22 protein-coding genes and 1 pseudogene are annotated in these 21,394 nt (G+C 43.6%); 3 read left to right on the forward strand and 20 right to left on the reverse strand.

The features are described from left to right. Window positions 1-56: 56 nt before the first annotated feature. The 3 genes from tkt to SFC25_RS03980 form a co-directional block, all read right to left on the reverse strand. Window positions 57-2,060: a transketolase gene (gene tkt, locus SFC25_RS03970; RefSeq protein ID WP_411214040.1), complete on the reverse strand. Its 2,004-nt coding sequence runs from the start codon at window positions 2,058-2,060 to the stop codon at window positions 57-59. 126 nt (window positions 2,061-2,186) lie between these two features. Further along, entirely contained in the window at window positions 2,187-2,411 is a 225-nt protein-coding gene (locus tag SFC25_RS03975; protein WP_411214041.1) for a DUF896 domain-containing protein, read from the reverse strand. Window positions 2,412-2,453: 42 nt separating this feature from the next. Next, window positions 2,454-3,113 (reverse strand): YneB family resolvase-like protein, encoded by a 660-nt coding sequence (locus tag SFC25_RS03980; protein ID WP_411214042.1) that lies wholly within the window; start codon window positions 3,111-3,113, stop codon window positions 2,454-2,456. A gap of 282 nt (window positions 3,114-3,395) precedes the next feature. Here SFC25_RS03980 and lexA point away from each other — a divergent pair, with 282 nt between their 5' ends. Next, complete coding sequence (lexA, locus tag SFC25_RS03985; protein ID WP_411214043.1) at window positions 3,396-4,025, forward strand: transcriptional repressor LexA; 630 nt, start codon at window positions 3,396-3,398, stop codon at window positions 4,023-4,025. Between the two features lie 387 nt (window positions 4,026-4,412). Here the strand turns inward: lexA and SFC25_RS03990 are convergent, their stop codons facing one another. After that, complete coding sequence (locus tag SFC25_RS03990; RefSeq protein ID WP_411214044.1) at window positions 4,413-4,799, reverse strand: hypothetical protein; 387 nt, start codon at window positions 4,797-4,799, stop codon at window positions 4,413-4,415. A gap of 186 nt (window positions 4,800-4,985) precedes the next feature. On the opposite strand from SFC25_RS03990, the gene SFC25_RS03995 reads away from it, so the two are divergent. After that, window positions 4,986-5,207 carry a DUF2188 domain-containing protein gene (locus tag SFC25_RS03995; protein ID WP_411214045.1) on the forward strand — a complete coding sequence of 74 codons (222 nt, stop codon included), beginning with the start codon at window positions 4,986-4,988 and terminating at the stop codon, window positions 5,205-5,207. A gap of 86 nt (window positions 5,208-5,293) precedes the next feature. On the opposite strand, the gene SFC25_RS04000 is transcribed toward SFC25_RS03995, so the two are convergent. Beyond that, entirely contained in the window at window positions 5,294-6,052 is a 759-nt protein-coding gene (locus tag SFC25_RS04000) for an SDR family oxidoreductase (protein WP_411214046.1), read from the reverse strand. 144 nt (window positions 6,053-6,196) lie between these two features. Here SFC25_RS04000 and SFC25_RS04005 point away from each other — a divergent pair, with 144 nt between their 5' ends. Continuing rightward, a complete protein-coding gene (locus tag SFC25_RS04005; protein WP_411214047.1) occupies window positions 6,197-6,577 on the forward strand; it encodes a TetR-like C-terminal domain-containing protein in 381 nt (126 codons plus the stop codon). Window positions 6,578-6,687: 110 nt separating this feature from the next. Here the strand turns inward: SFC25_RS04005 and SFC25_RS04010 are convergent, their stop codons facing one another. From SFC25_RS04010 to mutL, 15 genes and pseudogenes are all read right to left on the reverse strand, one after another. Further along, a complete protein-coding gene (locus SFC25_RS04010; protein WP_411214048.1) occupies window positions 6,688-7,338 on the reverse strand; it encodes an alpha/beta family hydrolase in 651 nt (216 codons plus the stop codon). Window positions 7,339-7,513: 175 nt separating this feature from the next. Next, a complete protein-coding gene (gene glnA / locus SFC25_RS04015; RefSeq protein ID WP_411214049.1) occupies window positions 7,514-8,848 on the reverse strand; it encodes a type I glutamate--ammonia ligase in 1,335 nt (444 codons plus the stop codon). Window positions 8,849-8,864: 16 nt separating this feature from the next. Then, window positions 8,865-9,257, reverse strand: a complete 393-nt coding sequence (locus SFC25_RS04020) for a MerR family transcriptional regulator (protein WP_411214050.1) — start codon at window positions 9,255-9,257, stop codon at window positions 8,865-8,867. A gap of 97 nt (window positions 9,258-9,354) precedes the next feature. Next, the gene (locus SFC25_RS04025) at window positions 9,355-10,602 is read right to left on the reverse strand and encodes a methionine gamma-lyase family protein (protein WP_411214209.1); all 1,248 of its coding nucleotides are present in this window, start codon (window positions 10,600-10,602) and stop codon (window positions 9,355-9,357) included. A 2-nt stretch (window positions 10,603-10,604) separates the two neighbouring features. Continuing rightward, window positions 10,605-11,846 (reverse strand): GTPase HflX, encoded by a 1,242-nt coding sequence (gene hflX / locus SFC25_RS04030; RefSeq protein ID WP_411214051.1) that lies wholly within the window; start codon window positions 11,844-11,846, stop codon window positions 10,605-10,607. A gap of 127 nt (window positions 11,847-11,973) precedes the next feature. Then, the gene (locus SFC25_RS04035; protein WP_411214052.1) at window positions 11,974-13,119 is read right to left on the reverse strand and encodes a Ger(x)C family spore germination protein; all 1,146 of its coding nucleotides are present in this window, start codon (window positions 13,117-13,119) and stop codon (window positions 11,974-11,976) included. Next, window positions 13,094-14,206 (reverse strand): GerAB/ArcD/ProY family transporter, encoded by a 1,113-nt coding sequence (locus SFC25_RS04040; RefSeq protein WP_411214053.1) that lies wholly within the window; start codon window positions 14,204-14,206, stop codon window positions 13,094-13,096. The genes SFC25_RS04035 and SFC25_RS04040 overlap by 26 nt, the downstream gene beginning before the upstream one ends. A 12-nt stretch (window positions 14,207-14,218) precedes the next feature. Then, the gene (locus SFC25_RS04045; protein ID WP_411214210.1) at window positions 14,219-15,817 is read right to left on the reverse strand and encodes a spore germination protein; all 1,599 of its coding nucleotides are present in this window, start codon (window positions 15,815-15,817) and stop codon (window positions 14,219-14,221) included. A gap of 152 nt (window positions 15,818-15,969) precedes the next feature. Beyond that, window positions 15,970-16,890: an AAA family ATPase gene (locus SFC25_RS04050; RefSeq protein WP_411214054.1), complete on the reverse strand. Its 921-nt coding sequence runs from the start codon at window positions 16,888-16,890 to the stop codon at window positions 15,970-15,972. Between the two features lie 142 nt (window positions 16,891-17,032). Then, window positions 17,033-17,266, reverse strand: a complete 234-nt coding sequence (gene hfq, locus SFC25_RS04055) for an RNA chaperone Hfq (protein ID WP_038560416.1) — start codon at window positions 17,264-17,266, stop codon at window positions 17,033-17,035. A gap of 35 nt (window positions 17,267-17,301) precedes the next feature. Further along, on the reverse strand, window positions 17,302-18,258 hold the full coding sequence (gene miaA, locus SFC25_RS04060; protein ID WP_411214055.1) for a tRNA (adenosine(37)-N6)-dimethylallyltransferase MiaA: 957 nt from the start codon (window positions 18,256-18,258) through the stop codon (window positions 17,302-17,304). A 64-nt stretch (window positions 18,259-18,322) separates the two neighbouring features. Further along, window positions 18,323-18,778, reverse strand: a complete 456-nt coding sequence (locus SFC25_RS04065; RefSeq protein WP_411214056.1) for a Dps family protein — start codon at window positions 18,776-18,778, stop codon at window positions 18,323-18,325. A 36-nt stretch (window positions 18,779-18,814) separates the two neighbouring features. Continuing rightward, window positions 18,815-19,051 carry a peptidoglycan-binding domain-containing protein gene (locus SFC25_RS04070; protein ID WP_411214211.1) on the reverse strand — a complete coding sequence of 79 codons (237 nt, stop codon included), beginning with the start codon at window positions 19,049-19,051 and terminating at the stop codon, window positions 18,815-18,817. Beyond that, window positions 19,046-19,441: pseudogene (locus tag SFC25_RS04075) on the reverse strand (M23 family metallopeptidase); the annotation flags it as partial. The gene SFC25_RS04070 and the pseudogene SFC25_RS04075, both read right to left, overlap by 6 nt. 110 nt (window positions 19,442-19,551) lie before the next feature. Further along, on the reverse strand, window positions 19,552-21,387 hold the full coding sequence (gene mutL / locus SFC25_RS04080) for a DNA mismatch repair endonuclease MutL (RefSeq protein WP_411214057.1): 1,836 nt from the start codon (window positions 21,385-21,387) through the stop codon (window positions 19,552-19,554). Window positions 21,388-21,394: the final 7 nt, after the last annotated feature.

Raw genomic sequence — 21,394 nt, forward strand, 5'->3', positions numbered from 1 at the left:
CTCGAATTTTGTCAGATAAGAAAAAGACCGACCATTAGGATGGCCGGTCTTTCATTTTAGTCTAAGATAGACCTTACTTTTTCAATTACATTCTCGACAGTAAAGCCGAATGCTTCAATCAATTTATCGCCGTTTCCGGAAGCACCGAAAGTATTGATTCCGATAACTTTGCCTTCATCGCCGACATATCTTTCCCAGCCAAGCGGAGAAGCCATTTCGATACCAACGCGTTTCTTCACTGCTGGAGGCAGGACGCTATCCTTGTAGGATTGCTCTTGCAGCTCGAAACGATCCCAAGAAGGCATGCTCACAACAGAAGCCTCAATGTTCTGTTCACGAAGTGCTTCTTGTGCACGTACAGCTAATTGAACCTCTGAACCAGTTGCCAGAAGCAAGACATCCGCTGTTTCCTTCTGGGCAGGGCTTACAACATAAGCACCTTTCTTCACTCCCTCATATGCAGCTTGCTGCGTGGATGGAAGTGTAGGAAGATCTTGACGTGTCAATACAAGCGCCGTTGGAACTTTTTCAGACTCAAGTGCAAGTCTCCAAGCAGCTTGTGTTTCGTTGCCATCTGCTGGACGAACAACACTCAAACCTGGCATTGCACGAAGAGATGGAAGCTGCTCGATTGGCTCATGCGTTGGGCCATCTTCTCCGACTGCGATAGAATCATGTGTCAATACATATGTCACAGGAGTTCCCATCAATGCAGACAAACGGATAGCCGGGCGCAAGTAATCACTGAAGACGAAGAATGTACCGCCGTACACTTTCAATCCGCCATGAAGTGCCATACCGTTCAATGCAGCACCCATCGCAAATTCTCGCACACCGAACCAGATATTGCGTCCGCTGTAGTTTGCTTTGGAGAAGTTCTCTTCTTTTGCAAGCAATGTTTTGTTCGACCCTGCAAGGTCGGCACTTCCGCCAAATAAGCTAGGTACAGCATCTGCAATAGCATTCAATACTTTACCAGAAGCGGAACGAGTAGCAGTCTTGTCTTTGCCCTCCTCATACGTTGGAAGCGTATCTGCCCATCCTTCTGGCAATTCACCTGTGATTGCAGTTGATAATTCTTTAGCAAGTTCAGGATGTGCTTCTTCGTATTTCGCAAATAGCTCATTCCAAGCATTTTCTGCTTCTGCACCTTTTTTTATGACCTTCTCTTCGAAATCAGCATACACTTCTTCCGGAACATAGAAGTCTTCATGCTCCCATTTGTAATATTCCTTCGTAAGCTTCACTTCATCCACACCTAGCGGGGAGCCATGGGAAGCACTTTTTGCTGACTTGTTCGGGGAACCATATCCGATGACAGTCTTCACTTCGATCAAAGTCGGCTGTGTCGTATTCGCTTTCGCTTCTTTGATTGCTTCGCGAAGAGCATCGACATTCTTGCCTTCTTCGACACGGATAACCTGCCAGCCATAAGCTTTAAAGCGATCCTCCACGTTTTCAGAGAAGCTGTGATGAAGATCACCATCAAGAGAAATATCGTTGGAATCATACAGTACAATCAGCTTGTCCAAGCCAAGATGGCCTGCTAGGGAAGCCGTCTCGTGTGAAATACCCTCCATTAAGTCACCATCACCGCAAATAGCATATGTGTAATGATCTACGACAGGGAAGCCATCTTTATTATATTTTGCTGCAAGATGCGCCTCTGCCATCGCCATACCTGTAGCCATCGCGATACCTTGTCCAAGTGGGCCAGTTGTTGCTTCAACACCATCTGTGTGGTGGACTTCCGGATGTCCTGGTGTACGGGATCCGTATTGACGGAAGGATTTCAAATCATCGATGGATACTTTGTATCCAGACAAATGCAAAAGGGAATACAATAGCATGGAACCATGTCCTGCAGATAAAACGAAGCGGTCGCGGTTGAACCAATGGGAATTCTTCGGATTGTGACTCATAAAATCGGTGAAAAGCGTATAAGCCATCGGCGCTGCACCCATCGGCATACCTGGGTGGCCGGAATTCGCTGCTTCGATTGCATCGATTGATAACGTACGAATTGTATTGATGGAAAGCAATTCTGTAGTCTGAACCATGTAAACATCCCTTTCATCTAGCAAATTATGTACTCTTGTTCATCGTATACAAAAATCCTTCGATAGACAAGGATTTATATATAGAAAAAGAAGGGAATGGCTGTGCATGAAGCCAGCCGTCCCTTCTTATTTCTCATCACGTAATTTTTTTACTTTTTCTGGTGTTACGTCATTGCCTTCACGATCCATAACCGTCATTGACTTGAATTGGTTTTTGAATGAAGAGCGTACATTTCCCAGATATTCCTGTCTTAGTTCTTTCTGCTCTTTCTGTTCGCTAAGGCTGAGACCTTCTGCCTTGGCTTTATTTGCCAACGCATTTAAGCGTGCTAATTTATCTTTAGTTAACATGTGTATATGCTCCTTTAAGCATTAGAGTTCGTATACACTATGTTACCCGCTAGCGTCCTCCGATTCAAGCGAAAGATATTCCTGGTACCTTCTATGTACGGTAGCCTTTGACACATGAAAGCCCATACCGCGCAAAACAGAGCTGATTTCCTGAAAAGTAAGCTTGTTGTTCCGCAGCCTGACCACTTCTTGAATCGGAAAGTCAATCCGCTCCCTGCCTGGTGCAGCCTGTTGGTTGCTCAAATTCTTACTGGGATCATAACCGGCCTCGATTGCCCTTCTCATTCCTCGTTTGATTTTCATATTATGAATCTTCCGCTGATACTCCTCGACTATCCCAACAATCTGGAGTACCATGCCATCGGATTCCGAAAGCTGGAATTCGCCATGCTGGCTCAATGTATAGACTTTGACCTCCAGCTTTTGAAGGTGGTGGAACAAGGCTATCTTCGTGTTGCCTCGTCCTAATCTTGTCTCATCCTGTATTAGGAGACAATCCGCGTCCCCTGCTGTAAACAAATCCAGCATGTGAAAAATTCCTGGCCGTTCAATGTCATAACCGCTCTGTTTTTCTTCGATGATATCGATGACCTCTATGTCGGAGGACGCTGCAAGACTGATAAGCTCCTCGCGCTGCCGCTCAATCGAGCTTGCTTGTTCGTCCTTTTCTGTACTTACTCTGCAATAGATGACTGCTTTCATTGATGTACCCTCTCACTTCGACTAATTAGACGCTCATTATAAGTGTAAAGTATAAGAAGAAAAGCGTGAAGCCGAAAAGCACATAATAGAATAGATCTGATTTCGCTAGTTTTTTGAACATGGTAGACCCCTCCGTTATTAAGAACGTGCGTTCTCTTTGTTAATTCCATTATATACGAACATAGGTTCTAGTCAAGGCTTTTTTCGAACGGATGTTTGTATATTGCAATCTATCATGGTATACTGTATGTAATAAAAATATATGCACGGGGTGTTCGATACATGATAAAACTATCGAAAAGACAGGAAGCGATTCTAGCATACATAAAGGAGCAGGTACTCGATAAAGGCTACCCGCCATCCGTCAGGGAAATCGGCGAGGCAGTCGGCTTGGCGTCAAGCTCCACCGTTCACGGCCACCTTTCCCGCTTGGAGAAGAAAGGCCTGATACGCCGTGACCCGACAAAGCCGCGCGCCATCGAGGTGTTATCATTGGATAGCGATGAACACACAGATATCCCTCGGGGAGAAGCTAACTATGCACCGGTAATCGGTAAAGTTACCGCTGGTATTCCTATAACTGCGGTAGAAAATATAGAAGAATATGTACCTGTACCAAGCCATCTAGTAGGTCCGGATGACAATATCTTTGTATTGGTCATTGTTGGAGAGAGTATGATAGAAGCTGGTATTTTAGATGGGGATATGGTTATCGTCAAACAGCAGCAGACCGCTCAAAATGGAGAGATTGTTGTAGCGATGACAGAAGACAATGAAGCTACGGTGAAACGCTTCTTCAAAGAAGAAAATCAAATCCGGCTGCAGCCGGAAAACAGCACAATGGATCCCATTATTTTGGATAATGTTAGCATTCTTGGAAAAGTAATCGGTTTATATCGCTCCATTCAATAAAAAATCGGCTCCGGCCGATTTTTTTCATAGAATTTACACACTTTCTGCCGTCTTTCGACATACTTTTTGGGTATATTAGATTATGCTATTACCAAAAGTTAGAAAGCAGGTGGTATCGTGAAGCTGTTTTACAAGCTTGTCTGCAAGTTGCGAGGCCGTCATAAGATTGATAGTGTTACTGATTCGTGTAAGTGCGGATATACTAGAAGCTACCGAAGAGAACAACATAGTATGGATGATTATTATCTCAAAGAACGCTAAACACAGTGTAATGATAAGGAGCTTGCTTATACGGCAAGCTCCTCTTTTATTATTATCTTGTTTCTCTACTGCCAAGAAAAAACGAAACATGTATCTATAAGTTTCAATGTCATAAAAAAGACCTGCCTAAACGGCAAGCCCTTCTCCCAAATCATTACTCTGTTTTAAGGTTAAGTGCAGCGCTTGCAGCAAAATACCAGGTGTAGCCTTCTCGTATGTCTCCCCCAGCAGCTGCTTGGCACCATCCAGAATTCGCCGGTTACCCATCAAAGCTAACAGCTCATGTCCTTTTACTAATATATCGTCAATAAAAACATCTCTATAGTCCTTAGAGTTTGTTACAACACCTGAAATGAATCCTTCCTGCAGCAGCACTTCTGCATGATGTACGACATCGTATGGTGTGCATGTCCCTGCAGCACATCGGTACTCTCTTGCTTTCGTTCCTTGGAGTTGGTCTGCTTCTAACTGTTCCAATATTTCATGAAATAACGTAACGCGTAGTTTTGGCATGTGATCTCCTCCTTATTATATTTCTATTATTTCACAGAACCGTATTTTAGTTATCAAAAAATTTGTACATTATTTCACAAATGAGTGACAAGTTAGAGAACGAATAAGCATGAACTTTTATAGTGTGCATTAAACCTAGCAATTATGTGGTATAGACATCATAAGAGAACTATTGGAGGTGACGTATTGTCCAACTATCACACTACCCCAGATGGAAACAGCGGTTGGAAGGTTATAAAAGAAGGTGCAAAACGTGCTTCGGGCAGTTTTGACACACAGAAAGAAGCAATGGACTATGGTAAGAAGCTGGCGAAGCAGGCGAAAGGGGAACATTTTATTCATGGCAGGGACGGCAGATTTCGGGAACGCGATTCCTATGGTAATGATCCTTTTCCTCCGAGAGGCTAATTTAGGAAATCAGAAGAAGCTAAACTTCAGAAAGATAACAAAACCTGAATTATTTTCAGGTTTTGTTATACATCTTCTGCGTTCTATCAGTATGCAGTCCATCCTGCGTCAGCTGCTATGACCTGCCCATTGACGAAACTTGACTCATCAGAACCTAAGAAAAGAGCAAGCTGCGCTATTTCAGCTGGTTTCCCTACACGAGGCATTGTTTCATTGCCAGTCATTTGGCGGCCAGCTCCAAATTCCGAAATATTCGTAATAGATGCACTTATGTTCGTTTCGACACCACCCGGGGCTATACCATTACACCGGATACCAGATTGTGCGTACATATATGCCGTGTTTTTCGTCAATCCAGTTACTGCGTGTTTGGAAGCTGTATATGCTGCACCTGCGCGCGCACCGCGCAACCCGCCTGCTGATATATTATTGACGATCACACCATGGCCTTGTTGCAAGAAAATGTTCGCAGCAATACGCATTGCCCGCATGACACCAGTAGTGTTCACAGCAAAGACACGATCCCATTTCTCATCGGCAATCTCTCCGACCGGCTCCATCCCGTCCATAATACCCGCATTGTTAACTAAGATATCTAATTTACCAAATGCTTCTCTAGTTTCTGCGAATAATCGTTCCAAGTCCGCTGATTCTGCAACATTTGTACGGTTAGCAATTGCTGCGCCACCCTTCTCCTTAATAGCCTCAGCAACTGCTTGTGCTCCTTCAAAATCAAAGTCGGATACAACCATTTTTGCTCCTTCTATTGCGTAAAGTTCAGCTATTGCTTTCCCCATACCTGAAGCTGCCCCTGTAACGATTGCGACCTTATCTTTTAATCTCATATCAAAGATTCCCCCTATAGTTCATGTACATTAGTTCAAAAAAATAATAATATAGGATTGTAAACGCATTCAATCAGCAATAAAAGTAAAACTGTACAATATGGGACAATTTTTTAAAAAGTGTCTATTAAAGGGGGTTCTTCTTTGAATAAAAATGATTTGCGTGTAGTAAAAACAAAACAACATATACATTTCGCATTAACAAACCTGCTTAAGAATAAACCCTTACCTCGAATAAAAGTTACTGAACTCTGTAAACTGGCAAATATAAATCGAGGGACATTCAATTTTCATTATCAAGATCTTGGGGATGTCTTTAAAGAACTTTTTGAAGAAATTATGATGGATTTACGAGAATCATATAATGCACCCTATCATCATACAGCGCATCTTAAAGAAGACTATTTATATTCCTATTCCTCAAATGCAATAATTGGGTTGATAATTGAATGGCATCGTGGTGATTGTCAAGAATCCGCTGATGAAATGAATATACATTTGGTTAATATTCTTAAACTATATTGAGAGTGATAGTATACAAAACAAAAATACCTAATATTTTATATCAAGGATTTTTCAATAATTATATACATCCCTTATGAGTGCAAATCGGTTCACTTTTAATTAAGCACCATTTATTTCGTAATTCCATCAATAGTTTCTTGGATTTTTCCCATCACTTTTGATAGAGCTAAAATTGAATTTGTAGTCTCGTATTGTCCAATATCTAAAGAATGATTTGCATTTTGAACCAGTTCTATTTGTAATTTTGATATACCTAAATGGTCAACTTGATCTGGATTGTAAAAATGGTCTTTATCTCCAATGACTAAAAGCCCTCTGTGTCTACTATTCACAATAGAGTCCAGAATTGAATCAAAGTTTAACAGTGGCGTAAGTAGTATAACTGTTGCCGTAAAAAATCCCTCTCTTTTCATTAAGTCATTTACAATAGGTATGGTTCCGAGCGATTTTCCTAAGAAAATCACCTCATCATATTGATTATTTTTGAGGACATCTGAAATTACAGGATTAATATCATCTATCATTGTTCTCGTAATTTCCTCAAGAGGCTTACTTAAGAGATCTTTTTCATAAGCATAATGCATATGTACGATATCTATTTTGTTTTGAAGCATTGTCATCGTTGCATAATAAAAAAGAGGCTTATCGTAATTGTAACCTGATCCTGAAAACATAAAGCAAATCGTTCTGGAGTTTGATTTTAAATACGTATATTCAATTGAATTGTGATTTGCTTGGATTTTTCTTCTATTCACATTCATGACTTTCCCCCTAGAGCTTCTATCTTATAACATATTTTACCATAATATTTTTTAAATAAAATAGAGAAAAATTTAATTAAAACTTAGTACGAAATTGTTATCTACATATAACACTACCTTAACTCAACTACAGAAAACCCCTGACACCAAAGGTATCAGGGGTTTTTTTCACTTATTAGAAGTTCTCCATGTACTGATCGCGTTCCCATGGGTGAACTTGTGTGCGGAACATATCCCACTCGATTTCTTTCGCTTCGATGAAGTGTTCGAATAGGTGCTCGCCTAGAGATTCAACGATGATATCGTCGGATTTAAGCTGCTCAAGAGCATCGTATAGTGTAGCTGGAAGATCTGCTACGCCGTTCTTTTCTCTTTCCGCTTTGTCCATCACGTAGATGTTACGGTCGATGGAAGCTGGTGCTTCAAGGTTGTTCTTGATTCCGTCAAGACCTGCAGCAAGCAATACGCTCATTGCTAGGTACGGGTTTGCGGATGGGTCAACGCTGCGCACTTCGATACGTGTGCTTGCTCCGCGAGCGGATGGTACACGGATAAGCGGGCTGCGGTTTTTACCGGACCATGCTACGTAGCATGGTGCTTCATAACCTGGTACAAGACGCTTGTAAGAGTTAACTGTCGGGTTAGTTACCGCAGTGAAGTTAACAGCATGCTTCAATGTACCTGCGATGAACTGGTAAGCTGTTTCAGAAAGCTTCAATTCGCCGCTTTCATCATAGAATGCGTTTTTGCCGTCTTTGAATAGAGACATGTTGCAGTGCATACCAGAACCGTTTACACCGAATAGTGGTTTCGGCATGAATGTTGCATGCAAACCGTGCTTTCTAGCAATTGTTTTTACTACTAGCTTGAATGTTTGGATATCGTCAGCATGCTTCAGTGCATCAGCATATTTGAAATCGATCTCGTGCTGGCCTGGAGCCACTTCGTGGTGAGAAGCTTCGATTTCAAAGCCCATCTCTTCCAGTTCCAATACGATATCACGGCGAGTAGTTTCACCTAAGTCAGTTGGTGCAAGGTCGAAGTATCCGCCTTTATCATTCAGTTCCAATGTTGGATCGCCTTTTTCATCAAGTTTGAACAAGAAGAATTCCGGCTCTGTACCGATGTTGAATGCGCTGAATCCAAGCTCTTCCATTTTTTTCAGGTTACGCTTCAGGTTGTAACGCGGGCAGCCTTCGAATGGCTCTCCTTCTGGAGTGTAGATATCACAGATGAAACGTGCCACTTTGCCTTTTTCGCTTGTCCAAGGGAATACGACGAAAGTATCCAAGTCCGGGTAAAGCTTCATGTCGGACTCTTCGATGCGTACGAAACCTTCGATGGAAGATCCGTCGAACATCATTTCATTGTCCAATGCTTTGTCCAGCTGGCTAAGCGGGATTTCCACGTTTTTAATTGTGCCAAGCAAGTCGGTGAACTGTAAACGAATGAACTTTACGTTCTCCTCCTTGATAATCTTGATTACATCTTCTCTAGTAAATTTCGCCATTCTTTCTCCTCCTCTATTAATGGAAGAATCGTGATAACTCTCCCTGACGTAACGAAGCTTTGCCCAATCGGCCGGTATCCATTAGTTCCTGACGCAGCATCTGTCTTAGTGCTTTATCAGAGATTTCCGGTTCAATCGGTGTATCAAGCATTTCTGCTGTCGATTTTTCTCTGTACGGCAGCATTTGCTTGATTCCGGCAAGGTTGATTCCTTTGTCGATCAATTCCTTGATTTCCAGCAGTCTATCCACATCGTTGAATGAGAAAAGACGCTGATTGCCTTCTGTTCTTGCTGGGAAAATCAGTCCGTTGTCTTCATAATAACGGATTTGTCTCGCTGTTAATGCAGTAAGTGATTTTACAATACCAATAGAGAACAAGGGCATAGATCGGCGATTCATGTCACTCATTTATCGTCCATCCCCTTTCCTTATGTACTCTACGTCTATTATAAACGTAGGTAATTTTAAATGTCAACACGTGTTAGCTTAGTTGACATGAAATTTTTTAGTCTGCTTGATTCGTTGATATCAAGCCTTTTTCTAATAGATTTTGAGCTGCGTCGATAATAGCGAGCTTCACATGTGCATAAGTCAAACCACCCTGGACAAAAGCCGTGTAAGGCGGGCGAATCGGTCCGTCCGCTGTCAACTCCAGGCTGGCCCCTTGAATGAATGTCCCGGCCGCCATGATGACATCACTTTCATAGCCTGGCATCGGCGCTGCATGCGGCGTTACATGTGCATTGACTGGTGACGCATGCTGGATTGCCTGACAGAAGGCAATCATTTGATCTGCTGAGTGGAAATTCACCGACTGAATCAAGTCAACACGCTTGCTGTCGAATTGCGGTGAAGTCGAGAAGCCAAGCAGTTCCAAAAATCTTGAAGTAAAGATTGCTCCTTTTAGCGCTTCACCAACAACATGAGGTGCCAGGAAGAATCCTTGGAACAGCTCTTGCAGCATCCCAAGTGATGCTCCTGTCTCTTTTCCGAGACCTGGCGCAGTCAAGCGATTGGCACATAGCTCGATCAAGTCAGCCCGCCCAGCAATATAACCGCCCGCACGGACAATACCGCCCCCTGGGTTCTTGATAAGTGACCCAGCTATCAAATCCGCACCAACATGAAGCGGTTCCTCTGTTTCAGCGAATTCCCCGTAGCAGTTATCAACAAAAATAATAGCATCAGGATACTTCTCTTTTACGAATGAGATCATTTCGCCTATCTCTGCAACAGAAAAAGAAGGCCGGTCGGCATATCCTTTCGAACGCTGGATTGCCACCACCTTCGTTTTCTCGGTAAGCTTTGCTGCTACAGCAGGATAGTCAATTGCATCATCTTCTGTTAAATCTACTGCATCGTATGCGACACCGAAATCCTTTAACGAACCTGTATCTTCTTCTTTGTTCCCGATGACACCTTCCAGTGTGTCGTATGGCTTGCCAGTTATATAGAGAAGCTGATCACCCGGTCGTAAAACGCCAAATAGTGCGGTAGTTATCGCATGCGTACCAGAAACGATCTGCGGGCGGACTAGCGCATCCTCCCCGCCAAATACCTCTGCATAAACTTGTTCGAGTGTCTCCCGGCCAAAGTCATCATAGCCATATCCTGTGGTAGGATTAAAATGGCTGTCACTTACACGCTGATGGCGGAATGCATCCATTACACGTTTCTGGTTTTTTTCCACGATACGATCTATTTTAGCGCGTTCAGCGCTTGTTTCTTCTTCTGTTCTTCTTGCTGTTTCCATTATCATGCTTCGTTCTTTCCTTTCAACTGATGGAAAAGTGGATGATTCGGCATTACATACCCGCTTACTTCATAGGCATCCATTTCCTCGTTGTATTCCCTTTTTGTTAAAATCGTCTCTTGTGCTAGTTTATCCAATAATCGTCCGCCAGTGGCAGGTACGATTGTATCATAAAATTCACTCGCTTCCTGGACCATTTCCTGCACTTTTTCCATCACTAGTCTGCGGTCTTCTTCTTTAAACGCAGAAATCTGTACGTATGGATGTGCGCTGGCAATGAAATCTTCTGTAAGCAAATCCTTTTTATTGTATACAGTCAATATCGGCAAATGATCAGCTTCTAGTTCATGAAGCAGCTTCAGTACAGTCGCTTGCTGCTGTTCATGATCTGGATGCGCGCTGTTCACCATGTGGATGATAAAATCAGCCTCTGTCACTTCCTCCAGTGTCGAACGGAACGCTGCGATAAGAGCCGTCGGCAGATCCTGTATAAAACCAACCGTATCTGTCAGCAATGCTTGGAAACCTGATGGGAGACGCATACGGCGTGTCATCGGATCCAGTGTCGCAAACAGCTGATCCTGCTCCAGGCTGTCAACTCCAGTCACCCGGTTGAAGATTGTCGATTTACCCGCATTCGTATAGCCAACCAAGGCAATCTGGAAAGCCTGATTCGCTTTACGCCGCTCGCGATATCGTGAACGATGTGAGACGATCGCTTTTAGCTGCTGCTTGATTTCATCGATCCGGCGACGGATATGCCTTCTGTCTGTTTCAAGCTTCGTCTCACCGGGTCCTCTTGTCCCGATACCAGCACCAAGCCGGCTCATTTCCGTACCTTGTCCATACAGTCTAGGCAGCAAATATTGCATCTGCGCCAATTCGACTTGCAGTTTACCTTCACGTGTATGTGCACGTGTTGCGAATATATCAAGAATCAGCTGACTTCTATCGATTACACGAACGCCGATTCGGTTGCTGATATTTTTCAATTGCCCTGGCGATAATTCATCGTTTGATATGACCAGAAGCGGCTCTTCCTGCTCAACTAGCTCAGCAAGTTCCTCCAGCTTCCCTGATCCGAAATATGTACCAGGATGCAGACGTTCCCGTTTCTGTGTGACAATTCCTGCCACTTCTCCGCCTGCTGTCTGCGTTAATGCTTCTAATTCATCAAGCGACGATTGAAATCGCTCTAATGTCTGATTCTGGTGATGGACTGCCATCAATAATACACGTTCCATACTGTCACCCTTTCCATATGTATTATACCCTATCAGACAAGGAAAAAGCCTTCGCTTTATACGAAAGCTTTCAAGATTTTCATGTTTACATGAAAGTTAATTTCAAAAAATTGAAATTCATCATCGACTACTTCACCACATCTCCAGTGTTAATGATCTGTACATCCGTGCGAAAGCTGACATCTGCTTTAGAAAAAAATTCATCCCAGTTTTTCTTCATTGTTTTATACTCTCTAGGATAAGCTATTCGGAAACTGTCAGAGAAATCAACTACGTCTGTCTTATAATCCTTTTGAAGCTTTTCTAACGAACTTGCCATCAATTTTTTTATTTCTTTTTCTGCATAATATTGTAATTTTTTCACGTATTGTTCAGACATATTGTGAGAAGACCTCGACCAATCTTCATTTATCCATCCTTGTGCTTTAACTTGTACTTGAAACGACAGATGTTCATTTTGGAATTTTGGCTTCACCTTTGTCCTATAGTTCTGTACTTCATAAACAATCGTATTTCCCTTATCGTCCTTGAATTCCAGCAGACCAGCTTTTCCTTTTCCTGAGAGCCAGTTGATGCCCTCTGTTTCTTTAATCGTCAAAAACCCCTTGAGTTTTCCGTCTTTCCCTTTTATAACTCCAGCTCCATCCACCTTTACTGTATTTTTTAGTTTTTTTACATTTGGCAGAACAAAGCTTTTTTGTGAAGAAAGGTTTGAAGCAACCTGCCCCAACCGTACCCCAGGCAGTAGTTTTAGCGTACTTGTCTCATTTTCAAAAATGCTGCTTATATAACTGCTTGGTATCTCTCCCTCTATATTTGTGTTCAATATATCACTCGCCTGTTCCTTGCTGAGAACGACAAGCGGACTTAAACGTGTAGTGTTATCACGCAGCATTTGGTCGAGCAGGATGGAAAGGTCATACGTACTGGCTGTTTCTTGATTAATCACGATGGATTCCAGGTGATCTGTATATACCGGATAAGGCAGCTGTAAAGCGAGGCTGCGGAGAATATCTTGGATCGATCTCCCTTCAAGCGTAATATCCTGATACATCTTACCTTGGGGTGCTGCACCTTGCTCCCCTTTCTTCTTTGTGACAGCAAGCTGTGTCGTGTGCTTAATCGGGCTCTTTTCATTTTCACTGCTATCAAGTCCAAAACCAATTACAAATGACATGTCTTCTATATCTGCGCTGTCCCAGCAGCCTCCACAAAAGAAGAGCAATAAGAACAAACATACCAAAAGCTTACGCTTCACTTTTTTCCTCTTCAACCCGCCTAAGCCTCCTTGCCATAGCAATTATCAGCAGTATGGATGGTATTACAAAAGAGAAAGCAAAACTTGTCCAGCCGATAATTGTCCCCATTTTCTCAAGTTGATTCAAATCTTGAGGAATCAAACAGAAAATGTATACAACAGCTAGAAGTAGATAGTTTGCCTTCTTATAAGATAAACGTGTCAAGGTAGAGATACCTTCTGCCGCAACATATTGGCAGATCACATATGTCGTAAACATTTGAATCAGCCAAACAACTAAAAACAAAGCGTCAAAACGCTCAAACAGGATTCCCTCATATTCGTATTCCTGAATCAGAGCAAAAGTAGGCCATTTCTGATGCGTCATTCTATCAACAGATAGCCCTCCCGTAATGATGACCACTGCCAGCAGGTATATAAATACAGGTATTCCTAACCCTATCATTGCCACTTTTTTTGCCTGCTTTGGCTTTTGCATCATTGCTATGAATACGAGCAAAAACTCTAATCCGCTAAAAGTTAAAAATGTCGGTGTCAGACCTTTCAGAACAGGCGTGAAACCAAGTCCGAATACTGGTCGCAAATTGCTTATCTCAAATACTTTAAAACCGAGGCAAAATACGAGTATAAATATTATGATGCAAGCAGGTGTCAATAACTCGATTAAACGTGCTATCGGGTTAATACCGCCAACCAGCAAATAAATTGCAATCCAGTACATACTGATCAAAATGACGGATATCGGTGTTTCTTCCAGCAAATAAAATTGCGTCAGTTCACCCATTGATCGAATTTCAAATGCTCCTATCACGAGTGCGTAGGCGATAAAACCGAAGCTTATTATTGAACCTGCCCACTTTCCAACAATAATCTTGTTGAACTCAAAAAAGGTTAGACGTTCAAAGCGAAGGCTTAAGGATATTATGATAAGACAAGAAAGATAACCGCATACGCCGCCCAGCAATACACATACCCATAAGTCTGGAGTACCCACTTCCATTGCCAGGTTTCTCGGAAGGGTAAAGATACCAGCAGCAATTAAGGTTGAACAAAGCAAAGCTGTCATTTGTACCGTAGTAATTCTTGTCGTTCCCATTTTCATACGCTGCATCTCCTAATACTTCTTCCTTCTGACCCGATCCTTTGGAAAATATTCGGTAGGTCGATTTCTCATCGTAAATAAAGGCAGCCGGAAGAAGAAATCCTTCCAATCGCTTAAGCTATAAAGCGTACCAGGTGTTACGTACGGAACCCCAAAACTCCGCAACTTCACGGCATGGACACAAAGAGATACAAAGAATAAGCTAATCCCATATAACCCTAAGAAAGCTGCTGAGAACATTGCAAGGAAGCGAAGCATTCTTAACGCTATCCCAGCACCGTAATGGGGAGAGACAAAGGATGCGATAGCAGTTGCAGCCACAACGATTACCATAATGGGACTCACCAGCCCTGCTTGTACCGCTGCTTCCCCAATAATCAAAGCACCAACCAAGCCGACAGTCTGGCCGACTGGCCGCGGGAGTCGCAGACCGGCTTCTCTTAATAGTTCAATGGATACTTCCATTAATAGTGCTTCGATGATCGTCGGAAAGGGGACACCTACTCTAGTTCCTGCTATGGCTAGAGCTAAATCAGTAGGTATCAAACCTTGATGAAAGGAAACAAAAGCAATATAAAACGAAGGAAGAAAAATACTTAAAAAAGCTGCTGCATAACGTAGCAGCCGAATAAGGGACATCGGAATCCAGCGCTCGTAATAATCCTCCGGTGACTGTACCATCATGGAAAAAGTTGCCGGCACGATCAAAGCATAAGAGGAACCATCGAGCAAAATAGCAACCCTTCCTTCTAAAATAGCTCCCATCACACGATCTGGCCGTTCCGTTGACTGCACTTGAGGAAAAATAGACAGATAGTCATCCTCAATAAGCTGCTCAATATATCCTGACTCAGCTGCATGATCAATATCAAGCGTATTAATCCTATTCTTTACGTTTCCGAGCAGCTCATCATTGGCAATGTCCTTTACATACGCAATAGTCAGCTGCCTTTTTGAACGTTCTCCTACTTCAAAGTCTTGAAATGTTAAATTGGGATCTGTTGTCATCCTGCGGAGCAAGGCAGTATTATCACGAATATTCTCGATAAAACTCAATCGTGGTCCTCTGACAAGAGCTTCTGTAATTGGTTCATCCACGGTTCTGGAAATCCATTTTTTCACACTTAGAACTAGTATCTCATCAAGCCCGTCGACGAAAAGCAGCACTGCTCCAGATAAAAGCTTCCTTACTATTTTATTTGAGTCTTTCAAGGCTTCTGCATCACTCACTTCTATCGCATGATGCATTAGATAATCCTTAATGCTCTCTGTTTTGAAAAAGTTCAAACCTGACTTGGACTGCTTTGCCTGCAGCAGCGGATGCAGGATGGATTGCTGCAGCAGCTGCTGATCAACTAAACCATCAATGTGGACAATAGCACAGCTGCGATTATCCATTCCCAGCTTAAATTGACGGTATATGATATCCGAGCTGTCACCAACTATCGCTTTCAGCTGCTGTAAGTTGGCTGATACTTTCGTAGTGAGTTTGAAAGGCTCTGGAATGAAATGCTGCTCTCTTCGTGTATAGCTTTTTATACGGACTTCTTTTAATTTATTACTTAACAAGGTCAGCAGAATTGGAAAAAGGACTACCACAATTGTCCCCATCCAAACTTCTATTCGCATTAGAAAATCAAGTATATTTCCCATAATGTGCACTCCTTGCTAAGTATGGTGCCCCAGTAAAATGCAGCTATACAAAATCGTTTCCAGCACAAAGAAGCCCAGAGTGCATGTTCAGCACGCACTCTGGGCTTCTTTTATTCTTCTTGATTCAAATCAGCAACCGTCACCTTCATCAATTCCTCAGTCGACAGATGATGATCGTGGCGTACAAGCCGGACAGCCTGCATCCGAATTGCTTTTTCAATAATATTCCGCACAAACCGGGCGTTTGAAAAATCAGCTGTCCGTTTTGCCTTTTGCTGAACGATGATTTCTTTAAGCTTCCACTCTGCTTCTTTTGTCAGCTGGTACTCTTTTTCTGTTAACATCCCTTTTGCAATATCCATTAGCTGTTCGGATTTGTAATCAGGAAATTCAAGCTGGATGGGGAATCGTGATCGAAGACCAGGATTCAAGCTCATGAAATGTCCCATTTCCCGGGGATATCCGGCCAGGATAAGTATGAAGCGGTTGGAGGCATCCTCCATATGTTTGACAAGTGTATCGATCGCTTCTTTACCGAAGTCTTTTTCTCCGCCCCGAGCAAGTGAATAAGCCTCGTCTATGAACAGGATCCCACCCATGGCACGCTGGACAAGTGCCCGCGTTTTCTGAGCAGTATGCCCGATATATTCTCCAACTAAATCTGCTCTTTCCGCTTCGATGAAATGGCCTTTATCCAAGACGTTCATGTCGTGGAAGACGGATGCAAGCTTACGGGCTACTGTCGTTTTTCCAGTTCCGGGATTGCCTTCAAACAGCATATGCAGCACTTGCTTTTCCTGTTTTAACCCCGCCGCTTCCCGTTTGCCGCTGATATGGACATTAGCATAAATTTCTTTGATTGTTTTCTTGAGCTTCTCCATTCCGATAAAGGAGGAGAATTCCTGGTCAATATGACGGAATGGGTCGATATCGCGCTTGACAGTACTGCTTTGCAGTTGTTCCGTTTCCTGCTGTCTGTTTTTCAGGACGATATTGATTTTCCCTTTTGCATTCGTAACTTGAGCTTCCACATGATCACCCCTCACTGCTGTAGTCTACGCTCAAGACGGGTAGGCCGTGACAAATGCCCAATGGTCTTTTTCTACTTTATTCAGCAGTGATGCGGTTTAAAACCACAAAACAAAACGAGCGCCATATGGCGCCCGCTTTGACTTAGCTCTGTTCTTTATAATCCAGCGATACATTCTTCACTGGGGAGAATGTGGAAATCGCATGTTTGAAGATTAATTGCTGTCTGCCTTCCGTTTCGAACAATACAGTGAAATTGTCAAAAGCTTTCACCGTTCCGCGGATTTGAAAGCCATTTGTCAGGAAGACAGTGACTTGCATACGTTCTTTGCGTAGCTGATTCAGATATTGATCTTGAATATTAACAGATTGAGACATCTATTCCCCTCCTAATTTCTATACGGTTCCTATTTCTACCTTTGTTCCAGCTTTCCTGCAAGTTCTTCTAAAATAATTCTAAATTTTTCATTTTTTGTCGCAGGTGTGATCGTATACCAGTCCACATGCATCTTATTGCGGAACCAGGTATACTGCCGTTTGGCATATCGTCTGCTGTTTTGTTTCAGCTGGTCAACCGTATCTTCCCAGTCCATTTTCCCTTCCAGATAAGGGATAAACTCCTTATACCCGATCGCCCGCATCGACTGGGTATCCTGGATTCCGTTTCCGACCAAACGCTTGACTTCTTCCAGCAAGCCTTCAGCAAGCATTTTATCCACCCGCAGATTGATCTGCTCATAAAGAAGATCCCGATCCATCTCCAACCCAATCATAGTAGTGTCATAGCGAGCATCCGGCTCTGTTTCTTCGTGATCACTCATTCTTTTACCGGTACGGTGGAATATTTCCAGCGCACGGATGACGCGGCGGACATTATTCGGGTGGATACGCTCCGCCTGCACGGGATCGACTGCCTGCAGTTGTTTGTGCAAATGCAGCGGGCCATGCGTTTGGGCTTCCTGCTCCAGCTCCTGTTGATAGCTGTCGTCTCGTTTTGCTTCTGAAAAATCATAAGCATAAAGGGCTGCTTGTATGTATAAGCCGGTCCCACCTGCAATGATAGGCAGTTTCCCTCGGCTTGCAATATCTTGAACACAGGCCTCTACATCAGCTTGAAAATCAGCAGCTGAATAATTTTCATCCGGATTTCGGATATCAATCAAGTGGTGCGGTATTCCTTGCTGTTCTTCTTTGGTTACTTTTGCCGTTCCAATATCCATGCTTCTGTATATCTGCATGGAATCGCCGCTGATCACCTCACCGCCAAATCTTTTGGCAATTTCGATACTCAGCTGTGTCTTGCCGACACCAGTAGGCCCGACAACGACGATTACTTTCTGCTTGTCCATGTCATTCTCCTTCTTTAACATGTCACTAGTTTAGCATAACACTGCAAAGAAAGATAAACGAAAAGCCGTGCGCACCACGCACAGCTTATCGATCGGCATCAATAAGATATTTCGACAAGCGGATTGCCTCATATTCAAGTCTTCCAAGTATATCAACAAGCAATCCGGCGGTCGCATCGTCTTCCTGCCTTTTTGCAAGCGGTATGCCCGTGATTTTAATCTCTTGTGCCAGCTGGCTGTAATCATGACGCATCGTCTTGACTACCTCATAATCCTCATCATCTGCTTCGGCTTCTTTTATGGTTGCCTCCTGCAGGAATTTGCTCATGACCGCTATTGGCCGGCCGCCTATCGCAAGCACTCGTTTCCCTAAGCTTTTCTTTATATCATCCAGCTGATTGTGCAAATCCTCGGTATATTGCTCCATTAAATAGCCATAGGGACCTTTTGCATACCAATGGTAACGCTGCAGTTTGACATGCAGTACACTTACATTGGCTATTTGCTGGTTAAGAAAATCTACAAGATGCTGATTGTGCATGGCTAACGCCTCCTCTGGCTGTCAGCATGCCCAAAATCAGAACAATTTATTCCAAGTTTCCCTACCGACAATGCCATCTACTCCAAGTCCGTTGCTGCGCTGGAAATTGATGACGGCCTGCCTTGTATTTGGTCCGAATATCCCGTCTGCTGTTATACCTAACGCCCGCTGGATGCGGCGGACGTTTTCACCCCGTGAACCTGTCCGGATATAGCTTCCTGGGTATCGGGTACTTGCAGTTTGCTGCGCACTGCTTGCTGCTGTTGTACCGATATAGTTAAGCGGGTTGACTGCATTTGATTTTTCCACATTCCATCTGCCCCTGTGCAATTCAAAATGCAGATGCTGACCAGTGGAATCACCTGTATTACCCATATAGCCAATGAATTGTCCTTGTCTGACAGTATCACCTGCACGAACTTGCCGAGATCCCGATCGCATGTGAGCATATACTGTTTCATACGTTTGACCATTCAGCTGATGCACAATGAAGACAACTTCACCATATGATGTTGATACATAGGACCTGCTGACAGTACCTGCTGCCGCTGCGACTATACGCACCGTCCCAGACTGAGCCCAGTCGACACCATTATGGTCCGATCTTGCACCACGAAAACCGCTAGTCAGCCTTCCTGTGGTCGGTTGGATGAATAATGCCATACGAATACTCCTCCCTGTCAATTTTTAGGTTACAGGATAGTATAAGCAAGCTTTATGAGTGACGGAGCGGTGAACACCTAGACAAGCAAAAAAGGCGCAGTTGCCTGCGCCTATTGTACTCGTTTGAAAAGCTTCTCCAGTTCATAGGAAGTGAAACGGATGATAATCGGCCGCCCATGCGGACAGGTGAACGGATCCTGTGATGTGCGGAGCTCTTCCAAGAGATGGGACATATCGTCATAATTCAGATGATGGTTCGCTTTGATCGATCGCTTACAGGACATCATGATCGCTGCTTCTTCCTGCAGCTTTCGGATGTCTGCTTTACTTTCCTGCATCACTTGTTCGACGATTTCCCGAATGATCTCCTCTTCGAAGCCTTTGGGGAACCATTGCGGATGGGAACGCACGATATATGTGTGACCCCCGAACGATTCGAAAAACAAACCGACTGCTTCAAGCTCTGTCTTGTGTTGTTCGACTATCAATGCTTCCTGCTGGGTAAAATCAAATGTAAGCGGAATGAGCAGCTCTTGCAATTCCTTTTCCACTTCGCCGATTTTTTCCCGGTAATATTCATATTTAATACGTTCCTGCGCAGCATGCTGATCGATGAGAAAAAGACCTTCTTCATTTTCAGCAAGAATATACGTGCCATGATGCTGGCCGATCGGATACATCGCCGGTACAGCATATTCCGGCTCGGTTTCATTCTCTACCGGTATTTCATACTCTGTTTCCTGGACTATATGAGCAGATGAATCGATGACCGTCTCTGTTTCCGGCTCCGGCTGCTTCTCCTCAATGATTGGAGGAACAGTTTCCTTTACTTTATCAAAGAACCATTGCTCTTGTTGTATTTCTGGTTCTTTAGCTGGTTTACTTTCAAAGAAAGTGAAGCTTTGCTGTTCACTTTTTTCTTGTATTTTCTTCTGTTTAGGTGCGACAGCTTCCGGAATAAGCCGCTGCTGTCGGAGCGCTTTTGAGACAAGTTGCTCAACAGCATCAAATAATTCCTTTTCTTTGCTGAAACGAACCTCCAGCTTTGCTGGATGTACATTGACGTCCACTAGGACTGGGTCCATCTCAATAGTTATGACAGCGAGCGGAAATCTCCCGATAGGAAGCAGCGTATGGTATGCCTGCATGACCGCTTTCGCCAAAACTGGATTCCGAATGTATCTGCCATTGACGATAAACGATACATATTGGCGGGACGCACGATTTATTTCTGGTTTGGCAGCAAATACTTCCAGCTTGTAATCCAATGTTTCGTGTGATGCTTTGACCATTTTTTTTGCGACAGAATTACCGTAAATCTGGGCAGCGATCTGCAGCATATCTCCTCGGCCAGATGATTGAAACATCGGTTTATCGTTATGGGTCAGCTCAAAACGTATTTCCGGATGAGCAAGCGCAAGCCGGTTGATCACTTCTGATACGTGCCCAAGCTCCGTGTGGATTGTTTTCATATACTTCAGCCGGGCCGGCGTATTGAAGAACAAATGCCGCACCGTCATCTCGGTTCCTTTACGCGCATCACATTTGCCTCTTTCTTTGATTGTACCGCCATCCATGACAAGCTTTACACCAGCATTCTCACCCGTGCTTGTCTTGATTTCAAGCTGGCTGACTGCTGCAATACTGGCCAGCGCTTCTCCTCTGAATCCAAGTGTGCGGACATGGAACAAATCATGCTCATTCCGTATCTTGCTTGTGGCATGGCGGAAAAACGCCCGCTCTACATCATCCGGTTCCATACCATCACCGTTATCGACGATTTTGATTTCAGTCAGCCCTGCTTCCTGTACCGCCACCTTGATAACCGTACTGCCGGCATCGATACTGTTTTCTACCAGTTCCTTGACGACCGAAGCCGGTCGCTCGACCACTTCACCCGCTGCAATCTTATTCGCTAAATCATCCGGCATCAATTGAATCGCCATGTGGGAA

Source organism: Terribacillus saccharophilus (assembly GCF_046592595.1).
GTDB lineage: Bacteria > Bacillota > Bacilli > Bacillales > Amphibacillaceae > Terribacillus > Terribacillus saccharophilus_C.

What these genes read in the sequence shown, in the direction of transcription:
- SFC25_RS04010 (WP_411214048.1), bottom strand. Translation starts at nt 7,338, where the DNA reads ATGAATGTGAATAGAAGAAAAATCCAAGCAAATCACAATTCAATTGAA.
- SFC25_RS03990 (WP_411214044.1), bottom strand. Translation starts at nt 4,799, where the DNA reads ATGCCAAAACTACGCGTTACGTTATTTCATGAAATATTGGAACAGTTA.
- SFC25_RS04025 (WP_411214209.1), bottom strand. Translation starts at nt 10,602, where the DNA reads ATGGAAACAGCAAGAAGAACAGAAGAAGAAACAAGCGCTGAACGCGCT.
- SFC25_RS04000 (WP_411214046.1), bottom strand. Translation starts at nt 6,052, where the DNA reads ATGAGATTAAAAGATAAGGTCGCAATCGTTACAGGGGCAGCTTCAGGT.
- SFC25_RS04020 (WP_411214050.1), bottom strand. Translation starts at nt 9,257, where the DNA reads ATGAGTGACATGAATCGCCGATCTATGCCCTTGTTCTCTATTGGTATT.
- hfq (WP_038560416.1), bottom strand. Translation starts at nt 17,266, where the DNA reads ATGTCTCAATCTGTTAATATTCAAGATCAATATCTGAATCAGCTACGC.
- SFC25_RS03980 (WP_411214042.1), bottom strand. Translation starts at nt 3,113, where the DNA reads ATGAAAGCAGTCATCTATTGCAGAGTAAGTACAGAAAAGGACGAACAA.
- hflX (WP_411214051.1), bottom strand. Translation starts at nt 11,846, where the DNA reads ATGGAACGTGTATTATTGATGGCAGTCCATCACCAGAATCAGACATTA.
- tkt (WP_411214040.1), bottom strand. Translation starts at nt 2,060, where the DNA reads ATGGTTCAGACTACAGAATTGCTTTCCATCAATACAATTCGTACGTTA.
- SFC25_RS04045 (WP_411214210.1), bottom strand. Translation starts at nt 15,817, where the DNA reads ATGGGGACAATTGTGGTAGTCCTTTTTCCAATTCTGCTGACCTTGTTA.
- SFC25_RS04065 (WP_411214056.1), bottom strand. Translation starts at nt 18,778, where the DNA reads ATGCACAATCAGCATCTTGTAGATTTTCTTAACCAGCAAATAGCCAAT.
- mutL (WP_411214057.1), bottom strand. Translation starts at nt 21,387, where the DNA reads ATGGCGATTCAATTGATGCCGGATGATTTAGCGAATAAGATTGCAGCG.
- glnA (WP_411214049.1), bottom strand. Translation starts at nt 8,848, where the DNA reads ATGGCGAAATTTACTAGAGAAGATGTAATCAAGATTATCAAGGAGGAG.
- SFC25_RS04040 (WP_411214053.1), bottom strand. Translation starts at nt 14,206, where the DNA reads ATGAAAATGGGAACGACAAGAATTACTACGGTACAAATGACAGCTTTG.
- miaA (WP_411214055.1), bottom strand. Translation starts at nt 18,258, where the DNA reads ATGTTAAAGAAGGAGAATGACATGGACAAGCAGAAAGTAATCGTCGTT.
- lexA (WP_411214043.1), top strand. Translation starts at nt 3,396, where the DNA reads ATGATAAAACTATCGAAAAGACAGGAAGCGATTCTAGCATACATAAAG.
- SFC25_RS03975 (WP_411214041.1), bottom strand. Translation starts at nt 2,411, where the DNA reads ATGTTAACTAAAGATAAATTAGCACGCTTAAATGCGTTGGCAAATAAA.